This is a genomic window from Streptomyces sp. NPDC047072 (assembly GCF_040643855.1).
GTDB lineage: Bacteria > Actinomycetota > Actinomycetes > Streptomycetales > Streptomycetaceae > Streptomyces.
Window position 1 is genome coordinate 1 of sequence record NZ_JBEYVC010000079.1, and the last position, 26405, is coordinate 26405.

Sequence of the window (26405 nt, forward strand, 5' to 3'; positions counted from 1 at the left end):
AGGCGACCGTGGTGGGTGCGCCGCCGTGGCACCGGTTCAACCCCCACCCCGGCGCTTCTCCCGCCCTCTCCGGCTAGGCTCAAGCGCGGACGACCTTGATCGGGCGGTCGGACGGACGTTCGGACGGGAGGCCGGGATGACGGCGGCGCCGGGGCGCAGGAGCAGTACCTTCACGCGGCTGCTGCGGCACGGTTTCACCGATCCGTCCGCCGCCGAGCGGCTCCTGGAGGGGCCGGAGTTGACCGCCGTACGCAACGATCCCGTGCTGCTGGAGGCACTCGGCGCCACCGCCGACCCCGACCTCGCGCTGCACGGTCTCGTACGGCTCCTGGAGGCACAGGCCGACCGGGAGCTGCTGGACACGGTGATAGCGGCGAAGCCGCTGCGTGACCGCCTCCTCGGCGTACTCGGCGCCTCCGCCGCGCTCGCCGACCACCTGGCCCGGCACGCCGGCGACTGGCACGCCCTCGTCACCTACGAACCGCGCGACCTGCACCCCGGCGTCGAGGAGTTCGAGCGCGGGCTCGCCGAGGCCACCGACCCCGTCTCCCTGCGCGTCGCCTACCGCCGCTGTCTGCTGTCCATCGCCGCCCGTGACGTGTGCGGCACCACCGACCTCGCCGAGACCGCCGCCGAACTCGCCGACCTCGCCACCGCGACTCTGCGCGCCGCGCTGGCCATAGCGCGCGCGGCCGCCCCCGAGGACGCCGCGCTGTGCCGGCTCGCGGTGATCGCGATGGGCAAGTGCGGTGGCCACGAGCTGAATTACGTCTCCGACGTCGATGTCATCTTCGTCGGCGAGGCCGTCGACGGCGCCGACGAGGGCAAGGCCCTGCGCTCCGCCACCAAGCTCGCCTCGCACATGATGCGGATCTGTTCCGAGACGACCGTCGAGGGGTCCATCTGGCCCGTCGACGCCAATCTGCGGCCCGAGGGGCGCAACGGCCCGCTCGTGCGGACCCTCTCCTCGCACCGTGCCTACTACCAACGCTGGGCCAAGACCTGGGAGTTCCAGGCCCTCCTCAAGGCCCGCCCGGTCGCCGGAGACCTCGGCCTCGGCGAGGAGTACGTCGAGGCCCTCGAACCCCTGGTGTGGAAGGCCGCCGAGCGCGAGAACTTCGTCCCGGACGTGCAGAAGATGCGCCGCCGGGTCGTCGAGAACATCCCCGCCGCCGAGATCGACCGCCAGCTCAAGCTCGGCCCGGGCGGCCTCAGGGACGTCGAATTCGCCGTCCAGCTCCTGCAGTTGGTGCACGGCCGCACCGACGCCTCGCTGCGCAGCGGCACCACCCTCGACGCCCTCCAGGCCCTCGCCGCCGGCGGCTACATCGGCCGCGCCGACGCCGCCCAGCTCGACGACGCCTACCGCTTCCTGCGCTCCATGGAGCACCGCATCCAGCTGTACCGGCTGCGCCGGACCCACCTGGTCCCCGAGGACGAGGCAGACCTGCGCCGCCTCGGCCGCTCGCTCGGCCTGCGCACCGATCCGGTGGCCGAGCTGAACCGCGAGTGGAAACGGCACGCCTCCGTCGTACGACGGCTGCACGAGAAGCTCTTCTACCGGCCGCTGCTGGACGCCGTGGCCCAACTCGGCCTCGGCGAGGCCCGGTTGAGCCCCGAGGCGGCGCGGGAGCGGATGGTCGCGCTCGGGTACGCCGACCCGGCCGCGGCCCTGCGCCACCTGGAGGCGCTCGCCTCCGGAGTCACCCGCAAGGCCGCCATCCAGCGAACTCTCCTTCCGGTCCTGCTGGGTTGGTTCGCCGACTCCGCCGACCCGGACGCCGGACTGCTCAACTTCCGCAAGGTCTCGGACGCGTTGGGCAAGACGCCCTGGTATCTGCGGCTGCTGAGGGATGAGGGTGCCGCCGCCGAGAACCTCGCGCGGGTCCTGTCCGCCGGGCGCCTCGCTCCCGACCTCCTCATGCGTGCGCCGGAGGCGGTCGCGCTGCTCGGGGACGGCGACGGCGGCGGCCTCGAACCCCGCGGCCGGGACAGCCTGGAGCAGGAGATCCTCGCCGCGGTCGGCCGCGCGGATGGCGCGCAGCAGGCGGTCACCGCGGCCCGCGGAGTCCGCCGCCGCGAACTCTTCCGTACGGCCGCCGCGGACATCGTCGGCTCCTACGGCACCGAGACGCAGCCCGCCGAGACCGACCAGGGCGCGCTGATGGACCGGGTCGGCGGGGCCGTCTCCGACCTGACCGCGGCGACCCTCGCCGGCACGTTGCGCGCGGTCGTGCGCGACGGCTGGGGGGACACCCTGCCCACCCGGTTCGCCGTCATCGGCATGGGCCGCTTCGGCGGTCACGAACTCGGCTACGGCTCCGACGCGGACGTCCTGTTCGTCCACGAGCCGCGTGAGGGCGTGGGCGAGCGGGAGGCGTCCGAGGCCGCCAACAAGGTCGTCTCCGAGATGCGGCGGCTGCTTCAGATCCCGAGCGCGGATCCGCCGCTGCTGATCGACGCGGGCCTCCGGCCGGAGGGCAAGTCGGGGCCGCTGGTACGGACGTTGACGTCGTATGCGGCCTATTACCGCCGGTGGTCGCTGGTGTGGGAGGCACAGGCGCTGCTGCGGGCCGAACCGGTCGCGGGGGACGGGGAGTTGGGGCGGCGGTTCATCGAGCTGATCGACCCCCTGCGGTATCCGGCGGCGGGGCTGGGCGAGGACGCGGTGCGCGAGATCCGGCGGCTGAAGGCCCGTATGGAGTCGGAGCGGTTGCCACGCGGCGCGGACCCGAAGCTGCACACGAAGCTGGGGCCCGGGGGGTTGTCCGACGTCGAGTGGACGGTGCAGCTGCTCCAGATGCGGCACGGGGCGGAGGAACCGGGGCTGCGGACGACACGTACACGGGCGGCGCTCTCGGCCGCGCAGGGCGCAGGGCTCCTTTCGGAGGAGAACGCCGAAATCCTCGACGAGGCCTGGGTGTTGGCGACGCGGGTGCGTAACGCCGTGATGCTGGTGCGGGGGCGGGCCGGGGACACGTTCCCGTCCGAGACCCGTGAACTCGCCGCCGTAGGACGGTACTTGGGGTACGAGGCCGGGCATGTGGGGGACATGTTGGACGACTATCGGCGTACGGCTCGGCGGGCTCGGAATGTTGTGCAGGAGTTGTTCTACGGGGTGTAGAGCTTTGACTTTGCCTGCGGGGCGGTGGGGGCTGGTCGCGCCCCGCGGCGGAGCCGCAAATGGATACAGCCCCGCGCCCCTGAGTGGGTTAGCGCCACGCCGGCCAAGACGATCGCCATGCCTGCGAGGACCCTCAGTCCCACTCGCTCGTTCAGGATCAGAGCTCCCAAAGCGACTGACACAACCGGCAGCAGGTAGCCGACCGTTGACGCTGTCGTCGGGCCCTCGTCTGCTATCAGGCGGTAGTTGAGGTAGAAGGTCACGCCCGTGCCGAGCACGCCGAGGGCCGTGACCGCGCCCAGCGCCACGAGGTCGGTCTCCACGGGACCCGCCGCGGGGAGGGACAGGGTCGTCCAGCCCGTCGCCATCAACATCTGCGCCGCCGAGACGGCGATCGGCGCGCCCGCGTCCGTGAGGTGGCGGGCCATGTACGCGAACGCCACCGCATAGCTCGCCGCCGCTCCCAGCAGGGCGAGCGCGGCCCAGGTCAGCAGGCCCGAGCGGTGCCACGGTGCGAAGATCAGGAGCGTGCCGGCGAAGCCGAGGAACAGGCCCGCGAGGCGCGGCGGGCGCAGGCCCCGTTCGGTGCCGAGGAGGACGCCGATCAGCAAGGACCACAGGGGAGTCGTGGCGTTCAGGACGCCCGCGATCCCGGAGTCGACGCTCTGCTCGCCCACCGCGAACAGGGCGAACGGGATCGCGTTGCAGAACAGCGCGGCCACGGCCAGGTGGCCCCAGGTCCGACGGGAGCGAGGCAGACGCTGCCCGGCGGCGCGGGCCAGGACGAGCAGGGTCGCCGTCCCCAACGCGCAACGGGCGATCGTGATGTGCGCGGGGGAGAGGCCGTGGTCGAGGGCGAGCTTGATCCAGAGGAAGCCGGAACCCCAGAGAAGGGCGAGGGCGGCCATGCGGAGAGTGGAGGCGAGCGGCATGTCCTTCACGGTCCCTGGATCAACCGATCAGGACAAGTGAAAAGTTCCACAGGCATCGTTAAGCTGGAGTACATGCTTGATGTGCGACGCATGCAGATGCTGGCGGCGGTGGTCGACTGCGGTTCCGTGACGGCGGCCGCGGCCCGCCTCGGGTACACGCCCTCCGCGGTCAGCCAGCAGGTGGCCGCGCTGGAGAAGGAGACCGGGACCGACCTGCTGGAGCGGGTGGGCCGGGGCGTGCGCCCCACGGCGGCCGGTCTGCTGCTGACCCGGCACGCGGAGGCGATCGCCCGCGAGGTCGCCGAGGCGGAGACCGCGCTGGCCGACCTGCTGGCCGGACGCACCGGACGGCTCTCGGTCCGCTACTTCGCCACCGCCGGAGCCGCGCTGGTCGCCCCGGCCGTGGCCCGACTGCGTGCCGAGCACCCCGGTGTTCAGGTCGAGTTGAGGCTGGCCGACCCCGACCCGCTGCCGGACGTCCGGGAGGGCCGGGCGGATCTGGCGCTCGTCGTGGGCCCGGTCGAGCACGACGGCGTCCGGCTGCTGCACCTGCTCGACGACCCGTACCTCGCCGTCCTGCCCAAGGGCCACCCCCTGGCGGCGCGGCGGATGCTGAGGCTGACCGATCTGGCGGACGAGCCCTGGGTCGGCAGCGAGTGGCCGGGCCCCTGCCTGGACGCCCAGCTCACGGCGTGCGAGGCGGCGGGCTTCAGGCCCCGCTTCGTCGTCGACAGCGAGGACTACGTCACCGCGCAGGGGTTCGTGGCGGCGGGCCTGGGCGTGAGCCTGATCCCCCGGCTGGGGCTCGGCGGACGCCACCCCGAGGTGGTCGTACGTCCGGTCAGGAGCCCGGAACCGACCCGCGCGATCCACGCCGCCGTACGGGAGACCGCACCGCCGCAGCCCGCCCTGCGCGCGTTCGTCGAGGCGCTGCGCGAGGCTGCCGCGGGCTGAAGTCCCGCAGGGTCAGCGGCGCACCAGCGTCGCGTGGGTGACGGCCGACGAACCGACCAGTTCGGACACCCGGTAGCCGTCGTTTCCGTCGCCCAGGTCGTCGAGCAGCCGCTCCCCGCGCCCGATGAGCATCGGCGCGATCACCAGGTGGAGTTCGTCGATCAGCCGGGCCCGCAGATACTGCCGGATGACCGCCGCGCCCCCGCCGATCCGGACGTCCTTTCCGCCCGCGGCCTCGAAAGCGCGCTCCAGCACCGTCTCCACCGGCTCGTCAGTGAAGCGGAAGGTCGTTCCGCCGGCCATCTCCAGCGGCGGGCGCGGATGGTGGGTGTGCACGAAGACGTCGTGGTGGTAGGGCGGGTTCTCGCCCCACCAGCCCTTCCATGACTCGTCCTGCCAGGGCCCGCGCTGCGGCCCGAACATGTTCCGTCCCATGATCGTGGCGCCGATGTTCCGGTCGCCGCGGACGAAGTACTCGACGTCGGTCCCGGTCTTCCCGGCGGCGGCGTCCTGCGACGCGGAGACGAACCAGCTGTGCAGCTCGTCGCCCCAGCCGACGCCGTCCCCGAACGGGGCGTCCAGCCGCTGGTTCTCACCGGCCACGAAGCCGTCGAGGGAGATCGTCACATTGTGCACGCGGACCTTGGGCATGGCCTTCACCTCTCGCGCGGATGGCCTTCTGTCACCCTCGCGTCGAACACGGCCCGCCCGGATCGACATACCCGCGCGAAATTCTTCCGGATCCCCGAATCCGAGGTCTCCGGCACCACCTTCGGCAGCTCGTACGGCAGCGCGCCGTACCAGAGCCGTGCCACCGTGAAGCCGAACGCCAGGCAGAGCATGCCGCCCACCGCGTCGAGCCAGAAGTGGTTGGCGGTGGAGACGATCACCAGCAGGGTCGCCGCCGGGTAGAGCAGGCCCAGGACGCGCACCCACGGCACCTTGGCCAGCGCGAAGATCGTCAGGCCGCACCACAGGGACCAGCCGATGTGCATGGACGGCATCGCGGCGTACTGGTTGGACATGTTCTTCAGATCGCCGGAGGCCATCGAGCCCCACGTCTGGTGGACCATGACCGTGTCGACGAAGTGCCCGCCGTTCATCAGCCGCGGGGGCGCCAGCGGATACAGGTAGTAACCGACCAGGGCCACGCCCGTCGTCGCGAAGAGCACCAGACGCGTCGCCGCGTAACGGCCCGGGTGGCTGCGGAAGAGCCACACCAGTACGCCCAGCGTCACGATGAAGTGCAGGGTCGCGTAGTAGTAGTTCATCCCGACGATGAGCCAAGTCACGGAGTTGACCGCGTGGTTGACGGACTCCTCGACGGCGATCCCGAGATGGTGCTCCATCCGCCAGATCCAGTCGGCGTTGCGCAGCGCCTGACCGCGCTGCTCCGGCACCGCGTTGCGGATCAGCGAGTACGTCCAGTAACTCACCGCGATCAGCAGGATCTCGAACCAGAGGCGGGGCCGGCGCGGAGTGCGCAGTCGGCGGAGCAGGCCGGGCCGGGTGGAGGCCGTGCCGGAGCCGGGAAGGGCCACGTTCTCGCGGTCTTCCAGACTGGTGGTCACGGTCGGGTCACCCATAGACACAAAGTCTGCCAGAGAAGCCTTGACCCCCCGATCATCCCAAGGTCTGGTTCGACCCGCATGTCCTACGGCGGGCGGACCGTCCCGTTCTCCTCCCCACGGACGAGCGGGCCCCCTACTGGAGGCGGGCCGGCGCCGAGGCCGTCGACCCCCGCACCACCAGTTCCGGCATGAACACGAACTCGCTGTGCGGGGCGGGCGTCCCGCCGATCTCCTCCAGCAACGTCCGTACCGCCGCCTGCCCCATGGCCGGGACCGGCTTGCGGATCGTCGTCAACGGCGGGTCGGTGAAGGCGATCAGCGGGGAGTCGTCGAAGCCCACCACCGAGATGTCCCGCGGCACTTCGAGGCCGCGCTGCCGGGCCGCTCGTATCGCGCCGAGCGCCATCATGTCGCTCGCGCACACCACCGCCGTACAGTCCCGGTCGATCAGTGCGGTGGCCGCCGCCTGACCACCCTCAAGGGTGTACAGGGAGTGCTGCACCAGCTCTTCCTCGACCGTGGGCGCGGGCAGGCCCAGCTGGTCCTGCACGGCCCGTACGAACCCCTCGATCTTCCGCTGCACCGGCACGAACCGCTTGGGGCCGAGCGCGAGCCCGATCCGGGTGTGCCCCAGCGACACCAGGTGCGTGACCGCGAGGGTCATCGCCGCGCGGTCGTCGGGGGAGATGAAAGGTGCCTGCACCTTGGGGGAGAAGCCGTCGACGAGCACATACGGCACACCCTGGGCGCGCAGCCGGTCGTAGCGCTCCATGTCGGCCGTGGTGTCGGCGTGCAGTCCGGAGACGTAGATGATGCCGGCGACCCCCCGGTCCACCAGCATCTCCGTCAGCTCGTCCTCGGTGGAACCGCCCGGGGTCTGGGTGGCCAGTACCGGGGTGTAGCCCTGGCGGGTCAGCGCCTGGCCGATCACCTGGGCCAGCGCCGGGAAGATCGGGTTCTCCAGTTCGGGGGTGATCAGGCCCACCAGGCCCTCGCTGCGCTGGCGCAGCCGGACCGGGCGCTCGTAGCCCAGTACGTCGAGGGCGGCGAGCACGGACTGGCGGGTGGTGGCGGCGACGCCCGGCTTCCCGTTGAGGACGCGGCTGACGGTCGCTTCGCTCACCCCCGCCTGAGCAGCGATGTCGGCTAGCCGTGTGGTCACGGCACCGGACTGTACCGGCCGTATCGTCATCGCGGTCCCTCTGTTCTGGTCGGGGAGTGGGATGGCAAGAGCTTGCAGAGTCTTGCACAGCCGCTCCGATACGGCCTCATCCCTGTAAACAAGCGTCTCACGGGGGTTGCCCAGAGGTCACGCGCGGATAACTTCACGACCTTCTTGCAGTTTTTTGCTGCAAGGTCTTTCGTACGGCTTACAACGCTGTTACGTTCGGCCACGCCCGGCGGAGACGGCGGAACGGGACTCCCTCCGCACCAAACGGGCGCTCACCCTCAAGGAGATCTCATGCGGCGTGGCATAGCGGCCACCGCGCTGGTGGCGTCCTTCGCCCTCGCGGCGACGGCCTGCGGCGGAAGCGACAGCGGCGACAAGGCCGACGGTCCGACCACCATCACCTGGTGGGACACCTCCAACGCCACCAATGAGGCGCCGACGTACCAGGCCCTGATCAAGGAGTTCGAGGCCGCCAACAAGGACGTCAAGGTCAAGTACGTCAACGTCCCCTTCAGCCAGGCGCAGAACAAGTTCGACACCGCCGCCGGCGCGTCCGGCGCCCCCGACGTGCTGCGCTCCGACGTCGGCTGGACCCCCGCCTTCGCCAAGAAGGGCTACTTCCTGCCCCTCGACGGCACCGAGGCCCTCGCCGACCAGGCCAAGTTCCAGCCGAACCTGATCGAGCAGGCCAAGTACGACGGCAAGACCTACGGTGTCCCCTTCGTCACCGACACCCTCGCCCTCGTCTACAACAAGCAGCTCTTCGCGAAGGCCGGCGTGGAGGCCCCCAAGACCTGGGACGACCTGAAGAAGGCCGCCGCCACCATCAAGGACAAGACCGGCGTCGACGGCTACTGGGGCTCCACCCAGGCCTACTACGCCCAGACCTTCCTCTACGGCGAGGGCACCGACACCGTCGACGTCGCCGCCAAGAAGATCACCGTCGACTCCGCCGCCGCCAAGAAGGGCTACGGCACCTGGCTGAGCCTCTTCTCCGGCAAGGGCCTGCACAAGGCCGACACCACCGCCGACGCCTACGCCCACATCCAGGACGCGTTCGTCAACGGCAAGGTCGCCGCGATCATCCAGGGCCCGTGGGAGATCACCAACTTCTACAAGGGCTCCGCCTTCACGGACAAGTCCAACCTCGGCATCGCCACCGTCCCGGCCGGCTCCACCGGCAAGGCGGGCGCCCCGACCGGTGGCCACAACCTCTCCGTCTACGCCGGCTCGGACGCCGCCCACCAGAAGGCGGCCGAGAAGTTCGTCGGCTTCATGACCTCCGCCAAGGCACAGACCGAGATCGCCCTGAAGAACTCGACGCTGCCCACGCGTGACGACGCCTACACCGCCGAGGTCAAGGCCGACCCGGGCATCGCCGGCTACCAGACGGTCCTCGCCTCCGCGCAGCCCCGCCCGGCCCTGCCCGAGTACAGCTCCCTGCTGACCCCGCTGGACACCGAGCTGCTGAAGATCGCCGGCGGCAAGGAGTCCCTGGACAAGGGTCTGAGCAACGCCGAGGTCGCCATCGCCAAGCTGGTGCCGGACTTCAGCAAGTGAGCCCGGACGGCCGCCGGATCCCCGTACCCGGGGGAGGGATCCGGCGGCCGCCGGTCTGTGAGCCGTACTCCCTGATCTTCCAGAAGGTGTCTCATGACAGTCGCCATCGACCGCGCGACCGGCAGACGGAGCGGTGACCGCGGGTCCCGCCCCGGGCTCGGCCGGCGTCTGAAGCACGGCTACCAACGGCACTGGTACGCCTACGCGATGATCGCCCCGGTGGCGGTCGTCCTCGGCGTCCTCGTGCTCTACCCCCTGGCTTACGGCTTCTACCTCACCCTCACCGACGCCAACAGCCTCAACACCGCGCGCACGATCGGCGTCAACCACATCGACGCCACCTACAAGTTCATCGGCTTCCACAACTACGCCGACATCCTGTGGGGCGACACCGCCTACGACCGCTTCTGGTCCCACTTCATCTGGACGATCGTCTGGACGGCCCTGTGCGTCGCCCTCCACTACTGCATCGGGCTCGGCCTCGCCCTGCTGCTCGACCAGAAGCTGCGCGGCCGCACCCTGTACCGGCTGATCCTCGTCCTGCCGTGGGCCGTCCCCACCTTCGTCACCGTCTTCGGCTGGCGGTTCATGCTCGCCGACGGCGGTGTCATCAACTCCGCCCTGGACGCGCTCCACTTGCCCAGTCCGGCCTGGCTGGAGGACACCTTCTGGCAGCGCGCCGCCGCCATCATGGTCAACACCTGGTGCGGGGTGCCGTTCATGATGGTCTCGCTGCTCGGCGGCCTCCAGTCCATCGACACCTCGCTCTACGAGGCCGCCGAGATGGACGGCGCGAGCGCCTGGCAGCGCTTCCGCTACGTCACCCTCCCGGGCCTGCGATCGGTCGGCTCCACCGTCGTACTCCTCGGCATCATCTGGACGTTCAACCAGTTCGCCGTGATCTTCCTGCTGTTCGGCAACACCGCGCCCGACGCGCAGATCCTCGTCACCTGGGCGTACTACCTCGGCTTCGGGCAACAGCCGCGTGACTTCGCGCAGTCGGCCGCCTACGGCATGCTGCTGCTGGCCATCCTGATCGTCTTCACCTCCTTCTACCGCCGCTGGCTGAACCGCAATGAGCAGCAGCTCGCGATCTGAGGCAGGAGCCCCCATGAGTACGACCACTGTCGAGACCCCGGCCGCGCTGAGCCCCTCGTCCTCGGAGGGCTCGCGCCGGGTGCGCCGCCGCGGCGAGCAGAGCCTCGCCGGCTCCCTCGTCTCGCACGGCATCCTGATCGTCGCGAGCCTGATCGCGCTCTTCCCGATCGCCTGGCTGATCTTCCTCTCCCTCGGCCCGGACACGGACGACTACCTCCACCCGGGCGGCATCTGGAAGAAGATGACGTTCGACAACTACTCGTTCGTCCTTCGGCACACCGAGTTCTTCAGCTGGCTCAAGAGCTCGCTGATCGTGTCGCTGGGCACGACGGTCATCGGTGTGCTGATCGCCGCGACCACGGGGTACGCCGTCTCCCGCATGCGTTTTCCGGGCTACCGGAAGTTCATGTGGGTGCTGCTGGTCACCCAGATGTTCCCGGTGGCCGTACTCATGGTGCCGATGTACCAGTTGCTCTCGGACCTGAAGCTCGTCGACAGCTATCTTGGTCTCGTCCTCGTGTACTGCACGACCGCGGTGCCGTACTGCGCCTGGCTGCTCAAGGGATACTTCGACACCATCCCCTTCGAGATCGACGAGGCCGGACGCGTCGACGGGCTGACCCCCTTCGGCACGTTCGCGCGGCTGATCCTGCCGCTCGCCAGGCCCGGGCTCGCGGTCGCCGGGTTCTACAGCTTCCTCACCGCGTTCGGCGAGGTCGCGTTCGCCTCGACGTTCATGCTCAGCGACGACAAGTACACCTTCGCCGTGGGCCTCCAGAGCTTCGTCAGCGAACACGACGCGCAGCGCAACCTGATGGCGGCGACGGCGGTGCTGATCGCGATACCGGTGTCGGCGTTCTTCTACCTGGTCCAGAAGAACCTGGTGACGGGGCTGACGGCGGGCGGCACAAAGGGATAACGCAGGCCCCCTTCAGGTCTTTTAGGGGCGCGGGGAACTGCGCGACCAGCCACGACGGAGCCGCACCCGACCCGAGGCGGTCGCGATGTCCATCCGACCCCGCTCTCATCGCGGCCGCCTCGCCATCACCACGTTGTATGTACACCTGACCCCATGACCTCTTTACGCACCAAGGACGCCATGAGCCACCAGCACTCCGCCACCGACCCGGCACCCATCTCCCCCCTCGCCACCGCCGCGCGCAGCGACTGGTGGCGGGACGCCGTGATCTACCAGGTCTACCCCCGCAGCTTCGCCGACAGCAACGGCGACGGCATGGGCGACCTGGAAGGCATCCGCTCCCGACTGCCGTACCTGCGCGACCTCGGCGTGGACGCCGTGTGGCTCAGCCCGTTCTACGCCTCCCCGCAGGCCGACGCCGGCTACGACGTGGCCGACTACCGCGCCGTGGACCCGATGTTCGGCAACCTCCTCGACGCGGACGCGCTGATCCGCGACGCACACGAGCTGAACCTCAGGATCATCGTCGACCTGGTACCCAACCACTCCTCCGACCAGCACGAGTGGTTCAAGCGCGCGCTGGCGGAGGGCCCGGGATCGCCGTGCCGGGACCGCTACCACTTCCGCCCCGGCAAGGGCGAGAACGGCGAACTCCCGCCGAACGACTGGGAGTCGATCTTCGGCGGCCCGGCGTGGACGCGGGTCACCGAGCGGGACGGGACGCCGGGGGAGTGGTACCTCCACCTCTTCGCCCCGGAGCAGCCCGACTTCAACTGGGAACACCCGGCCGTGGGCGACGAGTTCCGCTCGATCCTGCGCTTCTGGCTGGACATGGGCGTCGACGGTTTCCGCATCGACGTGGCGCACGGCATGGTCAAGGCGGCGGGTCTGCCCGACATCGGCGGGGGCGGCGACCAGCTCAAGCTGCTGGGCAACGATGTCATGCCGTTCTTCGACCAGGACGGCGTGCACGACATCTACCGCCAGTGGCGGCTGATCCTCGACGAGTACTCCGGCGAGCGCATCTTCGTCGCCGAAGCCTGGACGCCGACCGTGGAGCGCACGGCGAACTACGTCCGCCCCGACGAACTCCACCAGGCCTTCAACTTCCAGTACCTGAGCGCGGCTTGGGAGGCGACGGAACTGCGCGAGGTCATCGACCGCACGCTGGAGTCGATGCGCCCGGTGGGCGCCCCCGCGACCTGGGTCCTCTCCAACCACGACGTCACCCGCCACGCGACGCGTTTCGCGAACCCGCCCGGCCTCGGCACGCAGATCCGCCTGGCCGGCGACCGGGAGTTGGGCCTACGCCGAGCCCGCGCGGCGACCCTGTTGATGCTGGCCCTGCCCGGCTCGGCGTACGTCTACCAGGGCGAGGAACTGGGCCTCCCGGACGTCGTGGACCTCCCCGACTCGGTGCGCCAGGACCCGGCGTACTTCCGGGGCGCGGGCCAGGACGGCTTCCGCGACGGCTGCCGGGTCCCGATCCCGTGGACGCGGGAGGGATCGTCGTACGGCTTCGGCGCGGGCGGCAGTTGGCTCCCGCAGCCGGCGTCCTGGGCGGACCTGAGCGTGGAGTCCCAGACCGGCGACCCGAGTTCCACCCTGGAGCTCTACCGCACGGCCCTGTCCACCCGCCGCACCCACCCCGACCTGGGCGCGGGCACCTCCGTCGAATGGCTCCGGGCCCCCGAGGGCGTCCTCGCCTTCCGCCGCGGCGACTTCGTCTGCGTCACGAACACCACGGGCGAGTCGATCACGACCCGCACCTACGGCCGCCTCCTCCTGTCCACCGGTGAGGTGGCCGAGACGGACGGCGAGGCCAAGATCCCGTCGGACACCACGACTTGGTGGACGACGGCCTGACGGCCGCGGGAGAGGGCCCACTTCGGTGGGCCCTCTGTCATGGGCGGGCGCGCTCCCGGCGGTCTTCCAGGTACGCGACCACCACCAAAGCCGTCCAGAGGACCCCGAAACCCCCGAAGACCACGGGTCCGACCCAGAGCGCCTTCCATCCGTGACCAGCGACCCCCAGAGGGAACAGCTCGTGCTCGACCGCCAGAGCCGCCCCCGCGCCCAGGAAGTAGTGCCCCATCAGGAGGAATGGGCCGGTTCCGCTGAGCACCAGCCCCCGGAAGTGACCACTGGCCACGACGACCGCGAGGCCCAGGGCGACCCAGCTTCCCTGAAGCCACCACACCTGGTTGAAGAGGCTGAAGAACGGGTCGAGCCGCTCGGTGCGGTCGCCCACCTCGATCCGGACGGTCCGGTCCTGCCAGACGGACAGCCCCAACCGGTCCCCGACGGCGATCTCCCGGTAGGTGTCCGCCGCCACCGAAAGCCACACGGTGCGCCGGTCGTCGCGCACCCGTACCTCGGTCAGAACCTGGTAGTATGGCGCACAGGACTTCGCGCCGTAACTGTCCGTGCTGCAGGACTCACCGTGCCGCCGGTCCTTGACGAGACCTGTCCCGGGCACGAGACAGTCGGGACCGGACGGGCAGACAACGGCTTTCAGGTACCGCTGCTCCAGCTGGTACTCGTCCACCAGCGGCCCGGTGAGAAACCAGCTCAGCGCCAGCAGGCCGGCGGCGATCACGAAACGGGCCACCCTTCCCGGGAGGGCAGCCCGTGTGCGAGCCGGCTTGCGGTCCTCCACCACGTCCATGTCCGACACCTCGCCCCCGTGTCCTGTCAGGGAACACGGGGGCGAGGACAGAACGGTTCCTTCCGGGCGGTGGCCCGCTACTTCCAGGTGTCGGACGTCGTGTAGCCCGACGAACTGCCCGTCGTGTAGGAGCGGTTGGTGCCCGACTCCCATGTCACGTTCCCCGAGCTGTCCTTCTTGATGAACTTGTACTCGAAGGTCGTGCTCTTCGGGACGATCGCCAGTTTGCTCCACGTCGGGTAGGCCGCCGAGGAGAGCGGGATCGCGTCCGCGGTGTTCCAGGAGCCCAGGGAGGGGATCGAGCCGACCACGTAGACGTTCGTGCCCCAGTCGGTCGTGGCCGTGACGTTGAAGGTGACGTCCGTGGCGTTGGCGCTCGCCACGTTCCAGGAGTTGTTCAGCGTGAGCGCCGAAGTCGCGGTCGCCGCCGATCTGTTGGCGTTCGACTCCCACGTGACGTTCCCTGAGCTGTCCTTCTTCACGTACTTGAACTCGAACGACGTGTTGACTGGCACGCTCGCCGTCCCCGACCAGACCGGGTAGCCGGACGACGACAGCTTGACCGCCTTCGAGGTGTCCCAACCGCCGAGCGCCGCGATCGAGCCGACCACGTAGACGTCCTGGCCGGTGGTCGTGGCCGCGTACTCGTTGAAGGTCGCCGTCACCGTGCCCGTGGGTTCGTCGTCCTCGCAGGTCGTGCACGGTGTGAACGCCCCGTTGTAGAAGGCGATCGCGCTTTTTGCGGGGATCGTCAGCGTCGCGCTGCCCCCGGAGACGGTCACCGTGGACGCGCCGTTGTCGATGACGTTCGCGTACGTGCCGTCCGCCATCCCCGTCGCGAAGGTGTAAGTCGCCGCCGAAGAACCGTTGTTGATGGCGATGTAGCCGCCCGAGCCCCGCCCGAAGCCGATCACGCTCGACGACTTCGTGGACCAGTTGGACACGGCCGTCGACCCCACCGCGTTGTGCCACTTCACCATGCCGGTGATCGCGGTGTCCCGCTGGAGGCAGTACCAGCCGCTGGAGCAGTTCGTGTCGGTGACGAACCCACCGGAGTTCGGTGGCCCTTGGTCGGTCGACGACCACTCGAAGCCCGAGTAGATCGTCGGCGTGGCCCACTTGTACGCCAGCTCGAAGACGTTGGCGAGCCGGTAGGTGTCGCCGTCCTTGTAGCTCATGTGCAGGCCGTTGCGCTCGGTGTCGTGATTGGTCACGAAGGACACCGAGTTGGCGGGTGTCAGCACCCCGGACGACGCCAGCGACTCCAGGTCGCTGACGTTCCCCTGGAACGCCGACTTCAGCTTGCTCGCGTACGTGAAGTCCAGGACGTCACCGGAGGAGTAGTAGTCGGACGCGGCCGGCGTCGAACCCGGGTACACCTCCTGGAAGATGTAGGGCACCGAGCCCGATGTCGTCGAACTCAGCTTCGCCCAGATGGCGTTGAGATCGGCGACCGGGATGTGCTTGGCCGCGTCGATCCGGAAGCCGTCCACGCCGAGCGCGATCTGCCGGTTGAGGAAGGCCGCGATGCCCGAACGGACCTCGTCCGACTCGGTCTTGAGGTCCGGCAGGCCGAGGAGTTCGCAGTTCTGGATCTCGCTCAGGTTCGACCAGTCGTCGATGATCAAGTCGGAGTCGTTGCACTGCGCGGAGGTGTGGTAGTCGTCCGGGTCCCAGTCCGGGGTGTCGTACTTGTTGGTGATCGTCGTGCCGTTGTACCCGGTTCCGGTCTGCGCGGCGGTGTGGTTGATCACCGCGTCCGTGTAGACCTTCACCCCGGCCGTGTGGCACGCCGTGACCATCGAGGCGAACTCCGCCGCCGTACCGAAGCGGCCGTTGAGGTTGTAGGAGTACGGCTGGTAGACGTCCCACCAGTAGGAACTCGGCTGCTTCAGCGACTCGGCGGGCGGGGCCACCCACACCGCGCCGTAGCCGTTGGGCCCCAGTACGTTCGTGCACTCCGAGGCGACCGAGTCCCAGTTGTAGGACCAGAGGTTGGCGATCACGTCGCCGGACGTCGTCGCGTCGGCCTGGGCGGGCGTGGCCGAGACGGTGGTGACGCCGGTCAGCGCGAGGGCGCCGACGGCCACGGCTCTCGCGGCGCGGAGTAGAACACCCGGTCTGAAGGTCATGCGCGGCTCCCCACACACTCCGAGGCAAAGAGACAGGCTTCAACAACTGGTGAGCGTGCGGCAGTTGAGAAGGGCACGTCAAGAGAGCGTGTGAAAGTTCTTGCTGTGACTTTCAAGGCCCTTGCTGTAAACATTTCGTTAGCGGTACCTTCTCGCCGGCGCCGGGCAAAGACGCCTGGCCGTCACGCAAGGAGAACCCCCACGTGATATCGAGATGGTCCGCAACCGCCGCCGCGACCGCGCTCGCCGCCGCGGCCGCCGTCCTGAGCCCCGGCACCGCCTACGCCTCCCCACCCGGTACCAAGGACGTCACCGCCGTCCTCTTCGAGTGGAACTTCGCCTCCGTCGCCAAGGAGTGCACCAACACGCTCGGTCCCGCGGGCTACGGCTATGTCCAGGTCTCACCGCCCGCCGAGCACATCCAGGGCTCGCAGTGGTGGACGTCCTACCAGCCCGTCAGCTACAAGATCGCCGGACGGCTGGGTGACGCCACCGCCTTCCAGAACATGGTCAACACCTGTCACGCGGCCGGCGTGAAGGTCGTCGTCGACACCGTCATCAACCACATGTCCGCGGGCAGCGGCACCGGTACCGGCGGCTCGTCGTACACGAAGTACAACTACCCGGGCCTGTACTCCTCCTACGACATGGACGACTGCACGTCCACGGTCACCGACTACACCAACCGCGCCAACGTCCAGAACTGCGAACTCGTCGGCTTGGCCGACCTGGACACCGGCGAGGAGTACGTCCGCGCCACCATCGCCGGGTACATGAACTCCCTGCTCGGCTACGGCGTCGACGGCTTCCGCATCGACGCGGCCAAGCACATCCCGGCGACCGACCTCGCCAACATCAAGTCCCGGCTGAGCAATTCGAGCGTCTACTGGAAGCAGGAGGTCATCTACGGCAGCGGGGAGGCCGTCCAGCCCACCGAGTACACCGGCAACGGGGACGTCCAGGAGTTCCGCTACGCCTACGACCTCAAGCGCGTCTTCAACAACGAGAACCTCGCCTACCTGTCCAACTACGGTGAGGGCTGGGGCTACATGAGCAGCTCCGTCGCGGGTGTCTTCGTCGACAACCACGACACCGAGCGCAACGGCTCCACCCTCAACTACAAGGACGGAGCGAACTACACGCTGGCCAACGTCTTCATGCTCGCCTACCCGTACGGCGCCCCGGACATCAACTCCGGCTACGAATGGTCCGACACGGACGCCGGACCACCCAACAACGGTGCGGTGACGGCCTGTTGGCAGGACGGCTGGAAGTGCCAGCACGCCTGGCCGGAGATCATCCGCATGGTCGCCTTCCGCAACGCCGTCCGCGGCGAGTCGGTCACCAACTGGTGGGACAACGGCGCCGACGCGATCGCCTTCGGCCGGGGCAGCAAGGGCTACGTGGCCATCAACCACGAGTCCAGCAGCCTGACCCGCACGTACCAGACCTCGCTGGCCGCCGGGACGTACTGCAACGTGCAGAACAACACGAGCGTGACGGTGAACTCCAGCGGCCAGTTCACGGCCACCCTCGCCTCCAACACGGCGCTGGCGATCTACACGGGCAAGACCAGCTGCTGAGCAACTGGCGGGGAACGTGGGATTGACGCTCACCGAGTGTCGTCCTACGTTCCCTGCTGTCTATGGGAGCGCTCCCATCCTCTCTGTGAAGGAGTGCGGCATGCAGCACAGACTCGGCAAATGGGCGGTGACGACGGCAGCGGCCCTGCTCGCGATGGCCGGAGTCACCGCGGCGACCTCACCGAAGGCGACCACCACCGCCACCATCGACGGCGCCACCACCTACCAGCCCATCGACGGCTTCGGCTTCTCCGAGCACTTCGGGCGGGCCGCCGTCATGAACGGGTCGCAGGGCCTGTCGGCCCCGAAACAGCGCGAGTTACTCGATCTCCTCCTCAGCCGCACCACCGGCGCCGGGCTCAGCATCCTGCGGCTCGGCATCGACTCCGGTATCCAGCCCACCGACCCCGGCGGCCCGAACGCCACGCCCAAGTACACCTGGGACGGCTACGACAAGGGACAGGTGTGGCTCGCCAAGGAGGCCAAGGCGTACGGCGTGAACCGGTTCTACGCCGATGCCTGGACCGCGCCCGGCTACATGAAGACCAACGGGACGGACGCCAACGGCGGGACCCTGTGCGGCCTTTCGGGCGCGAGCTGCGCGAGCGGGGACTGGCGTAAGGCATACTCCGACTTCCTCGTGCAGTGGGCGAGGTTCTACGGCCAGGAGGGCATCCGTATCACCGACCTGGGCTTCACCAACGAACCCGACTGGACGGCGACGTACGACTCGATGCGGCTCACGCCCGTGCAGGCCACCGAGTTCGTGAAGTACTTCGGTCCGATCGCGGGCTCCGCCGGATACAAGGTCGCTTGCTGCGACTCCTTCGGCTGGAGTCAGCAGAAGGCCTACACGAGCGCCATCGAGGCCGACCCGGCCGCCCGCGCCCTCGTCACCACCCACACCGGCCACAACTACGCCAGCCAGGTGGACAGTCCGCTGCCGACCACCAAGCGCACCTGGATGTCGGAGTGGTCCCCCAACGGCACGACCTGGAACGAGAGTTGGGACGACGGCAGTGGCTACGACGGCTTCACGGTCGCCTCCGCCATCCATGACGCCCTCACCAAGGGGAACGTCAGCGCGTACGTCTACTGGTACGGCGCCTCCCTCGGCGCGACCCGCGGCTTCATCCAGCTGGACGGCGACAACTACCACGTCTCCAAACGGCTTTGGGCGATGGCCAACTACAGCCGCTTCATCCGCCCCGGCGCCAATCGCATCGGCGGCACGACCCCCGACGCCAACCTGAAACTGTCCGCCTTCCGCAACACCGACGGCACGGTGACCGTCGTCGCGCTCAACGCGGCCGCCGAGGCGAACCAGGTCTCCTTCAGCCTCCGGAATACCGGCATCACGACCGGCACGGCGACGCCGTACCTGACGAACAGCGCGAACAGCACGGCCCGGCAGGCAGCCCTCCCCGTGACCGGCGGTTCCCTGACCGCCACGGTCCCGGCCCGCTCCCTCGTCACCTACACGATCCGGCGCTGAAACTTCTTACCGGCTGTTTCAGGACTCTTGCTGTAATCCTTACGGCGGCGATACGGTCGCGCGGGGTCGGACCCACAGAGCCGTCATCGCAAGGAGCCCACGTCAGTGATACCGAGATGGCCGGTGCCGTCGAGGCGCCGTAACACGCACGCCGGACGGGTCGCCGCGGTCACCGTGACCGCGCTGGCCGCAGCGCTCGTCCAGCCGTTGTCCGCCCGTGCGGACACCCCGCCCCCGCCGCCCTCCGACGCGAAGCTCGCCGCGGAACCGGCCCGGCACGACGACACCCGTGAGCAGTTCTACTTCGTCCTGCCGGACCGTTTCGCCAACGGGGACACGAAGAACGACGAGGGCGGCCTCACCGGCACCCGCCTCACCACCGGCTACGACCCCACCGACAAGGGCTTCTACCAGGGCGGCGACCTCAAGGGCCTGACCAAGCGCCTCGACTACATCAAGGGCCTCGGCACCACCGCCATCTGGATGGCCCCGATCTTCAAGAACAAGCCGGTGCAGGGGACGGGGGCCAACGCCTCCGCGGGCTACCACGGCTACTGGATCACCGACTTCACCCAGGTCGACCCGCACTTCGGCACCAACAAGGACCTGGAGACCCTGATCTCCAAGGCCCACGCCAAGGGCATGAAGGTCTTCTTCGACGTCATCACCAACCACACCGCCGACGTCGTCGACTATGAAGAGAAGTCCTACGACTACCTCTCCAAGGGCGCGTTCCCGTATCTGACGAAGGACGGCGAGCCGTTCGACGACGCGGACTACGCCTCCAAGGGAACCTTCCCCGCGGTGGACGCCGACTCCTTCCCGCGCACCCCGACGGTCACCGACAAGGACGCCAAGGTCCCGTCCTGGCTCAACGACCCGACGATGTACCACAACCGCGGCGACTCGACCTACGCCGGCGAGTCGACGACCTACGGCGACTTCTCCGGCCTCGACGACCTGTGGACCGAGCGCCCCGAGGTCGTCTCCGGCATGGAGAAGATCTACCAGCGCTGGGTGAGGGACTTCGACATCGACGGCTTCCGGATCGACACCGTGAAGCACGTGAACATGGAGTTCTGGACCCAGTGGGCCACGGCCCTCGACGCCTACGCGGCCCAGCAGGGCCGCAAGAACTTCTTCATGTTCGGCGAGGTCTACTCCGCCGACACCTCGATCACTTCGCCGTACGTCACCCAGGGCCGCCTCGACGCCACGCTGGACTTCCCCTTCCAGGAGGCGGCACGGCAGTACGCCTCCCAGGGCGGCAGCGCGCAGACGCTCGCGAAGGTCTTCGGCGACGACTTCAAGTACACGACCGACAAAGCCAACGCCTACGAACAGGTCACCTTCCTCGGCAACCACGACATGGGCCGCATCGGGTACTTCCTGAACCAGGACAACCCGAAGGCCACCGACGCCGAACTCCTCGCCAAGGACAGGCTCGCCAACGAGCTGATGTTCCTCAGCCGCGGCAACCCCGTCGTCTACTACGGCGACGAGCAGGGCTTCACCGGCTCCGGCGGCGACAAGGACGCCCGCCAGACGATGTTCGCGTCGAAGACCGCCGACTACCTCGACGACGACGAGATCGGCACCGACCGCACCCACGCGAGCGACGCGTACGACACGAGCGCCCCGCTGTACCGGCAGATCGCAGATCTCGCCAAGCTCCGCAGGGCCAACCCGGCGCTCACGGACGGCGTGCAGACCGAGCGCTACGCGGCGGACGGAAGCGGCATCTACGCCTTCACCCGCACGCAGGGCAACAGCGAGTACGTCGTCGCCTTCAACAACGCGGGCGAGGCCAAGTCGGCTACCTTCGCGACCGGTTCGGCGCGTATGACGTACACCGGCATCTACGGAACCTCGGCGAAGACCACCTCCGACGCCGACAGGCAGCTCACCGTCACCGTCCCCGCGGGCTCCGCGATCGTCCTCAAGGCGGCGGGCAGACTCGCCGCCCCCACCACCAAGCCGACGATCACGCTCAAGGCCCCGGCGGCCGGCGCGACCGGCACGGTCGACATCACCGCCGATGTGGACGGCGGCCAGCTGAACCGGGTCGTCTTCGCCGCCCAGGTCGGCAACGGCAAGTGGCGGACGCTGGGTTCGGCCGACCACGCCCCGTACAAAGTCACGCAGACGATCGGCAAGAACGTCCCGCCGGGAACGGCCCTGCGGTACAAGGCGGTTGTCATCGACTCGGCGGGCCGCCGGGCCTCGTCGACCGCCGACAGCACCACCGGCACCCCGCCGACCGAAGAGCCCCCCAGTGCAACGTCCCGCGACTACGCGGTCGTCCACTACAAGCGCACCGACGGCGACTACGACAACTGGGGCCTGTACGCCTGGGGCGACCTCGCCGACGGCGAGTCCACCACCTGGCCCGCCAGCCACCCCTTCGTCGGCCGGGATGCCTACGGGGCCTTCGCCTACGTCAAGTTGAAGCCCGGCGCTTCCTCCGTAGGCTTCCTCGTCATCGACAAGGACGGCAACAAGGACGTCGCCACCGACCGCACGATCGACGTCACCCAGACCGGTGAGGTGTGGATCGAGCAGGGCAAGGAGACCGTACAGACCGAGCGTCCCGAGTACCCGGCCCAGGACAGGACCAAGGCGATCCTCCACTACCACCGCGCCGACGGGGACTACGACGGCTGGGGCCTGCACGTCTGGACGGGCGCCGCGAACCCCACGGACTGGTCGAACCCCCTGAAGCCGGTGAAGACCGACACCTATGGCGCGGTCTTCGAGGTACCGCTCACCGACGGTGCCACCAGCCTCAGTTACATCCTCCACAAGGGCGACGAGAAGGACCTGCCCACCGACCAGTACCTGGACCTCACGGCCAGCGGCCACGAGGTGTGGCTGGTGAACGGCCAGGAGGACTTCCTGCTCCCGCAGCCCGCCGGGTCCGCCGCCGCGCTCGACCTGACCACCTCCAAGGCCGTCTGGATCGACCGGGACACGGTCGCCTGGAACGGCAACGCGGCTGCTGCCTCTACCCAGTTGGTGTACTCGCACGACGGCTCGATCGCCGTGAAGGACGGCGGACTGACCAGTGACGACGAACGCTGGCTGCGGCTGACGAAGACCACCCTCACCGACGCCCAGAAGGCCAAGTTCCCCTACCTGAAGGACTACACGGCCTGGTCCGTCGACCCGCGCGACCGGGACCGCGTCAAGGAGTCCCTGAGCGGCCAGCTTGTTGCCTCCCAACGGGCCGCGAACGGAGCCGTGTTGGCGGCGACCGGCGTCCAGATCGCCGGCGTGCTCGACGACCTGTACCCGAAGGCGACCAAGGCCGACCTCGGCCCGACGTTCAGCAAGGGACGCCCGACGCTCTCGGTCTGGGCGCCGACCGCGCAGTCCGTGAAGCTCGAACTCGACGACTCCACGGTCGCCATGAAACGCGACGCCACCACCGGAGTCTGGTCCGTCACCGGCCCGGGGTCCTGGAAGGGCAAGCCCTATCGGTACGTCGTGAAGGTCTGGGCGCCCAGCGTCCAGAAGCTGGTCACCAACAAGGTCACCGACCCCTACTCGGTCGCCCTGACCACCGACTCGGAGCGCAGCCTCGTCGTCGATCTCGACGACAAGTCCCTGGCGCCGGGCGGCTGGTCGACGTACCGGAAGCCCACGGCCGTGCCGCTGAAGGACGCCCAGATCCAGGAGCTGCACATCCGGGACTTCTCGGTCGCCGACAGGACAGCGGAGCACCCCGGCACCTACCTCGCCTTCACCGACAAGGACAGCGACGGTTCCCGGCACCTCAAGCAGCTTGCCAAGTCCGGCACTTCGTACGTCCACCTCCTGCCGGCCTTCGACATCGCCACCATCCCCGAACGCCGCGAAGACCAGGCGACCCCCGCCTGCGACCTCGCCTCCTACCCGGCCGACTCCGACCAGCAGCAGGAGTGCGTCGCGGCGACGGCGGCCAAGGACGCCTACAACTGGGGCTACGACCCGTACCACTACACGGTCCCCGAGGGCTCGTACGCCACCGACCCGAACGGCACCGGCCGTACCGTCGAGTTCCGCGAGATGGTCAAGTCCCTGAACGAGGACGGCCTCAGGGTCGTCATGGACGTCGTCTACAACCACACGGCGGCGAGCGGACAGGCGTCGACGAGTGTGCTCGACCGGATCGTGCCGGGCTACTACCAGCGGCTTCTCGCCGACGGGTCGGTCGCCAACAGCACCTGCTGTGCCAACACCGCGACCGAGAACGCCATGATGGGCAAGCTGGTCGTCGACTCGATCGTCACCTGGGCCAAGGAGTACAAGGTCGACGGCTTCCGCTTCGACCTCATGGGCCACCACCCGAAGGCCAACATCCTCGCCGTACGCAAGGCGTTGGACGCGCTGACCCCGGCCAAGGACGGCGTCGACGGCAAGAAGATCATCCTCTACGGCGAGGGCTGGAACTTCGGGGAGGTCGCCGACGACGCCCGCTTCGTGCAGGCCACGCAGAAGAACATGGCCGGCACCGGCATCGCGACCTTCTCCGACCGGGCCCGGGACGCCGTACGCGGCGGCGGGCCCTTCGACGAGGACCCCGGCGTCCAGGGCTTCGCGTCCGGGCTGTACACCGACCCCAACTCCTCGACCAGCAACGGCACTTCCGCCGAGCAGAAGGCCCGCCTCCTGCACTACCAGGACCTCATCAAGGTGGGTCTGTCCGGCAACCTCGCGAAGTACTCCTTCACCGACACCGACGGCAAGGAGGTCACCGGCGCCGAGGTCGACTACAACGGCCGGCCCGCCGGCTACGCGGACGCGCCCGGCGACGCCCTCGCCTACGCCGACGCGCACGACAACGAGTCACTGTTCGACGCGCTGACGTACAAGCTGCCGGCGAAGACCAGTGCGGAAGACCGCGCCCGGATGCAGGTCCTCGCCCTGGCCACGGCCACCCTCTCGCAGGGCCCCTCGCTCTCCCAGGCGGGCACCGACCTGCTGCGCTCCAAGTCCCTGGACCGCAACTCCTTCGACAGCGGCGACTGGTTCAACGCGATCCACTGGAACTGCGCCGACGGCAACGGCTTCGGCCGCGGACTGCCCATGGCGGCCGACAACGCCTCCAAGTGGCCGTACGCGAAGCCGCTGTTGGGCAGTGTGCGGGTGGGCTGCGCGCAGATCGACGGGGCCTCCGCCGCGTACCAGGACCTGTTGAGGATCCGTACGACGGAGAAGGCGTTCTCGCTCGGCACGGCGGCGCGGGTGCAGTCGCAGCTGTCGTTCCCGCTGTCCGGGAAGGACGAGACGCCCGGGGTGATCACCATGGAGCTCGGTGATCTCGTCGTGGTGTTCAACGCGACCCCGACGGCGCAGACCCAACGGGTCGGGGCTCTTGCCGGAACCGGCTACCGGCTGCATCCTGTGCAGGCCGCGGGGGCGGACTCTACCGTCAAGGCCTCGACCTATGAGCCGAAATCGGGCACCTTCGCCGTTCCGGGGCGGACCGTGGCCGTATTCGGCCGCACTTCGTGACATAGGCATTACCGTGGTGGGGCAGGCTCCGAACCCCGGCCTGCCCCATCGTTGTCGTGCAAGGGGTGAGGATGGACGTCAAAGGCAAGCTGACCGGTACGACCGTGATGGTCGTCGACGACGTGGCGGGCAACCGCTTCGCCATGGGCAGCGTGCTCAGCCGTGCCGGGCACCGGGTCGTTCCGGTCGCCACCGCCGGTGAGGCGCTCGCCGAACTCGACACCCGCCTGCGCAAGGGCACCCTGCCGGACGTGGCCCTCGTCGACGTGGGTCTGCCGGACATGAGCGGCTTCGACCTGTGCCGGCTGTTCAAGGAGCGCCCGCACACCGCCGGGATGCCCGTCGTGCACTTCTCCGCCGCCACCACGCCCCCGCTCGACCGCTGCCAGGGGCTGGACGCCGGATCCGAGGCCTATCTGCGGGTGCCCGCCGAGCCGCTGGAGATCGAGGCGGTGGTCCGGGCCGCCGTACGCAACGCCCAACTGCGGCGCGACGACCGGGCGTTGGTGCGCCGGCTCACGCTGCTGTCGGAGATGATCGTCACCATCCAGGCGGCCCGCACCCTCCAGGAACTCGTCGACGCGGCCGCCGAGGGGGTCTCCCGGGTCACCGGCACCCCCGCCGCCGTCTTCGTCCTCGACCAGGACGACCAGCTCTACCGGGGCCTGTCCCGGGACCGTATCCCCGTCGCCCTCCCGGACACGGGCGCCGACCGGGCCGTCGCCGCGCTGCTGCGGCGGCTGACCCGGGGCCACTCCGGGGTGCAGCTGACCACCGTGCCCGCGCCGCTGTGGCCCGCCGGTTTCTTCCGGCCCGGTGTGGAGCACGACGCCCGCCTCGCGCTGGTCGTCACCCAGGAGGGCCGGGCGCCGGTGTGCCTGGCCGCGCCGACCCGCGGGATGCGCCGGGTGGGTCTTGAGGGGGAGACCCTGCTGGCCCAGCTCGCCCAGGCCACCGCGCTGGCCGCCGAGCCGCTGCTCATGTACCAGGTCGAACGGCATGTCGCCCTTACCCTCCAGCACAGCTTCCTGCCCCAGCCGCACCGGCTGCCCGACCTGCCGGGCCTCGATGTCGCCGTGCGCTATGTCCCCGCCTCCCGGACGACCGAGATCGGCGGCGACTTCTACGCCGCCCTGCGGGTCGACGAGGGCGCGCTCACCGCGGTCGGGGACGTCGTGGGGCACTCGCTGGACGCGGCGACCGTGATGGTGGAGCTGCGGCACGCGCTGCGCGCCTACTGCGTGGACGAGAGCGACCCCGCGGTGCTCGTCGAGCGGCTCGACCGGACGCTCCAGCGGTACCACCCCGACACCACGGCCACGGTCTGCCTCGCGGTCATCGACCCCGACACCGGGCGCACCCGGATCGCCAACGCGGGGCACATCCCGCCGCTGATCGTCCGCGACTCCGGCAGCGCCGAGTACGTCAAGGCGTCCGGCCCCCTGCTCGGCGTGGGCCTGCCGCATCCACCGGCCACGGAGCTCTTCCTGGAGCCCACCGACCGGCTCCTCATGGTCACCGACGGCCTCATCGAGACCCGCGGCACCGACCTCACGACCTCCCTGGAACACCTCCGCGCGGCCGCCACCGGCGCTCTCCCCGGCCTCGACGCCCTCTGTGACACCCTCCTGGACACCTTCGGCCACGACCGGGAGGACGACATCGCCATGCTGGCGCTGCGGCTAGGGTGACGGGAGTCCCC

The 26405-nt window shown here is 69.3% G+C and carries 16 protein-coding genes; 10 read left to right on the plus strand and 6 right to left on the minus strand.

What is annotated here, in order from left to right; translation table 11 throughout:
- The first annotated feature begins 136 nt into the window (after nucleotides 1–136).
- A complete protein-coding gene (locus ABZ896_RS29055; RefSeq protein ID WP_360935436.1) occupies nucleotides 137–3124 on the plus strand; it encodes a bifunctional [glutamine synthetase] adenylyltransferase/[glutamine synthetase]-adenylyl-L-tyrosine phosphorylase in 2988 nt (995 codons plus the stop codon).
- Here the strand turns inward: ABZ896_RS29055 and ABZ896_RS29060 are convergent.
- The gene (locus ABZ896_RS29060) at nucleotides 3112–4056 is read right to left on the minus strand and encodes a DMT family transporter (RefSeq protein WP_360935439.1); all 945 of its coding nucleotides are present in this window, start codon (nucleotides 4054–4056) and stop codon (nucleotides 3112–3114) included. The two genes, ABZ896_RS29055 and ABZ896_RS29060, sit on opposite strands and share 13 nt — an antisense overlap.
- Nucleotides 4057–4128: 72 nt before the next feature.
- Here ABZ896_RS29060 and ABZ896_RS29065 point away from each other — a divergent pair, with 72 nt between their 5' ends.
- The gene (locus ABZ896_RS29065) at nucleotides 4129–5010 is read left to right on the plus strand and encodes a LysR family transcriptional regulator (RefSeq protein ID WP_360935442.1); all 882 of its coding nucleotides are present in this window, start codon (nucleotides 4129–4131) and stop codon (nucleotides 5008–5010) included.
- Nucleotides 5011–5022: 12 nt separating this feature from the next.
- Here ABZ896_RS29065 and ABZ896_RS29070 read toward each other — a convergent pair whose 3' ends face one another.
- The 3 genes from ABZ896_RS29070 to ABZ896_RS29080 form a co-directional block, all read right to left on the minus strand.
- Nucleotides 5023–5661, minus strand: a complete 639-nt coding sequence (locus tag ABZ896_RS29070) for a dihydrofolate reductase family protein (protein WP_360935445.1) — start codon at nucleotides 5659–5661, stop codon at nucleotides 5023–5025.
- 5 nt (nucleotides 5662–5666) lie between these two features.
- Nucleotides 5667–6596, minus strand: coding sequence for a phosphatase PAP2 family protein (locus tag ABZ896_RS29075; protein ID WP_360935448.1), 930 nt, complete (start codon nucleotides 6594–6596; stop codon nucleotides 5667–5669).
- Nucleotides 6597–6714: 118 nt separating this feature from the next.
- Nucleotides 6715–7743, minus strand: a complete 1029-nt coding sequence (locus ABZ896_RS29080; protein WP_360935451.1) for a LacI family DNA-binding transcriptional regulator — start codon at nucleotides 7741–7743, stop codon at nucleotides 6715–6717.
- Nucleotides 7744–8043: 300 nt separating this feature from the next.
- Between ABZ896_RS29080 and ABZ896_RS29085 the strand changes: the two genes are divergently transcribed.
- The 4 genes from ABZ896_RS29085 (at nucleotide 8044) to ABZ896_RS29100 (ending at nucleotide 13195) form a co-directional block, all read left to right on the plus strand.
- Nucleotides 8044–9312 (plus strand): extracellular solute-binding protein, encoded by a 1269-nt coding sequence (locus ABZ896_RS29085; RefSeq protein WP_360935454.1) that lies wholly within the window; start codon nucleotides 8044–8046, stop codon nucleotides 9310–9312.
- 93 nt (nucleotides 9313–9405) lie between these two features.
- Entirely contained in the window at nucleotides 9406–10410 is a 1005-nt protein-coding gene (locus ABZ896_RS29090) for a sugar ABC transporter permease (RefSeq protein WP_360935457.1), read from the plus strand.
- Between the two features lie 13 nt (nucleotides 10411–10423).
- The gene (locus ABZ896_RS29095) at nucleotides 10424–11329 is read left to right on the plus strand and encodes an ABC transporter permease subunit (protein ID WP_360935460.1); all 906 of its coding nucleotides are present in this window, start codon (nucleotides 10424–10426) and stop codon (nucleotides 11327–11329) included.
- 180 nt (nucleotides 11330–11509) lie between these two features.
- Nucleotides 11510–13195, plus strand: a complete 1686-nt coding sequence (locus ABZ896_RS29100) for a glycoside hydrolase family 13 protein (RefSeq protein ID WP_360935525.1) — start codon at nucleotides 11510–11512, stop codon at nucleotides 13193–13195.
- Between the two features lie 37 nt (nucleotides 13196–13232).
- Here ABZ896_RS29100 and ABZ896_RS29105 read toward each other — a convergent pair whose 3' ends face one another.
- Nucleotides 13233–13997 (minus strand): hypothetical protein, encoded by a 765-nt coding sequence (locus ABZ896_RS29105; RefSeq protein ID WP_360935463.1) that lies wholly within the window; start codon nucleotides 13995–13997, stop codon nucleotides 13233–13235.
- Nucleotides 13998–14074: 77 nt separating this feature from the next.
- Nucleotides 14075–16129: a carbohydrate-binding module family 20 domain-containing protein gene (locus tag ABZ896_RS29110; RefSeq protein ID WP_360935466.1), complete on the minus strand. Its 2055-nt coding sequence runs from the start codon at nucleotides 16127–16129 to the stop codon at nucleotides 14075–14077.
- A gap of 203 nt (nucleotides 16130–16332) precedes the next feature.
- On the opposite strand from ABZ896_RS29110, the gene ABZ896_RS29115 reads away from it, so the two are divergent.
- From ABZ896_RS29115 to ABZ896_RS29130, 4 genes are all read left to right on the plus strand, one after another.
- Complete coding sequence (locus tag ABZ896_RS29115; protein ID WP_360935469.1) at nucleotides 16333–17712, plus strand: alpha-amylase family protein; 1380 nt, start codon at nucleotides 16333–16335, stop codon at nucleotides 17710–17712.
- A 100-nt stretch (nucleotides 17713–17812) separates the two neighbouring features.
- The gene (locus tag ABZ896_RS29120) at nucleotides 17813–19207 is read left to right on the plus strand and encodes a glycoside hydrolase (RefSeq protein ID WP_360935472.1); all 1395 of its coding nucleotides are present in this window, start codon (nucleotides 17813–17815) and stop codon (nucleotides 19205–19207) included.
- 105 nt (nucleotides 19208–19312) lie between these two features.
- Nucleotides 19313–24703, plus strand: coding sequence for a pullulanase-type alpha-1,6-glucosidase (pulA, locus tag ABZ896_RS29125; RefSeq protein WP_360935475.1), 5391 nt, complete (start codon nucleotides 19313–19315; stop codon nucleotides 24701–24703).
- Between the two features lie 71 nt (nucleotides 24704–24774).
- Nucleotides 24775–26394: a fused response regulator/phosphatase gene (locus ABZ896_RS29130; protein ID WP_360935478.1), complete on the plus strand. Its 1620-nt coding sequence runs from the start codon at nucleotides 24775–24777 to the stop codon at nucleotides 26392–26394.
- Nucleotides 26395–26405 lie beyond the last annotated feature (11 nt).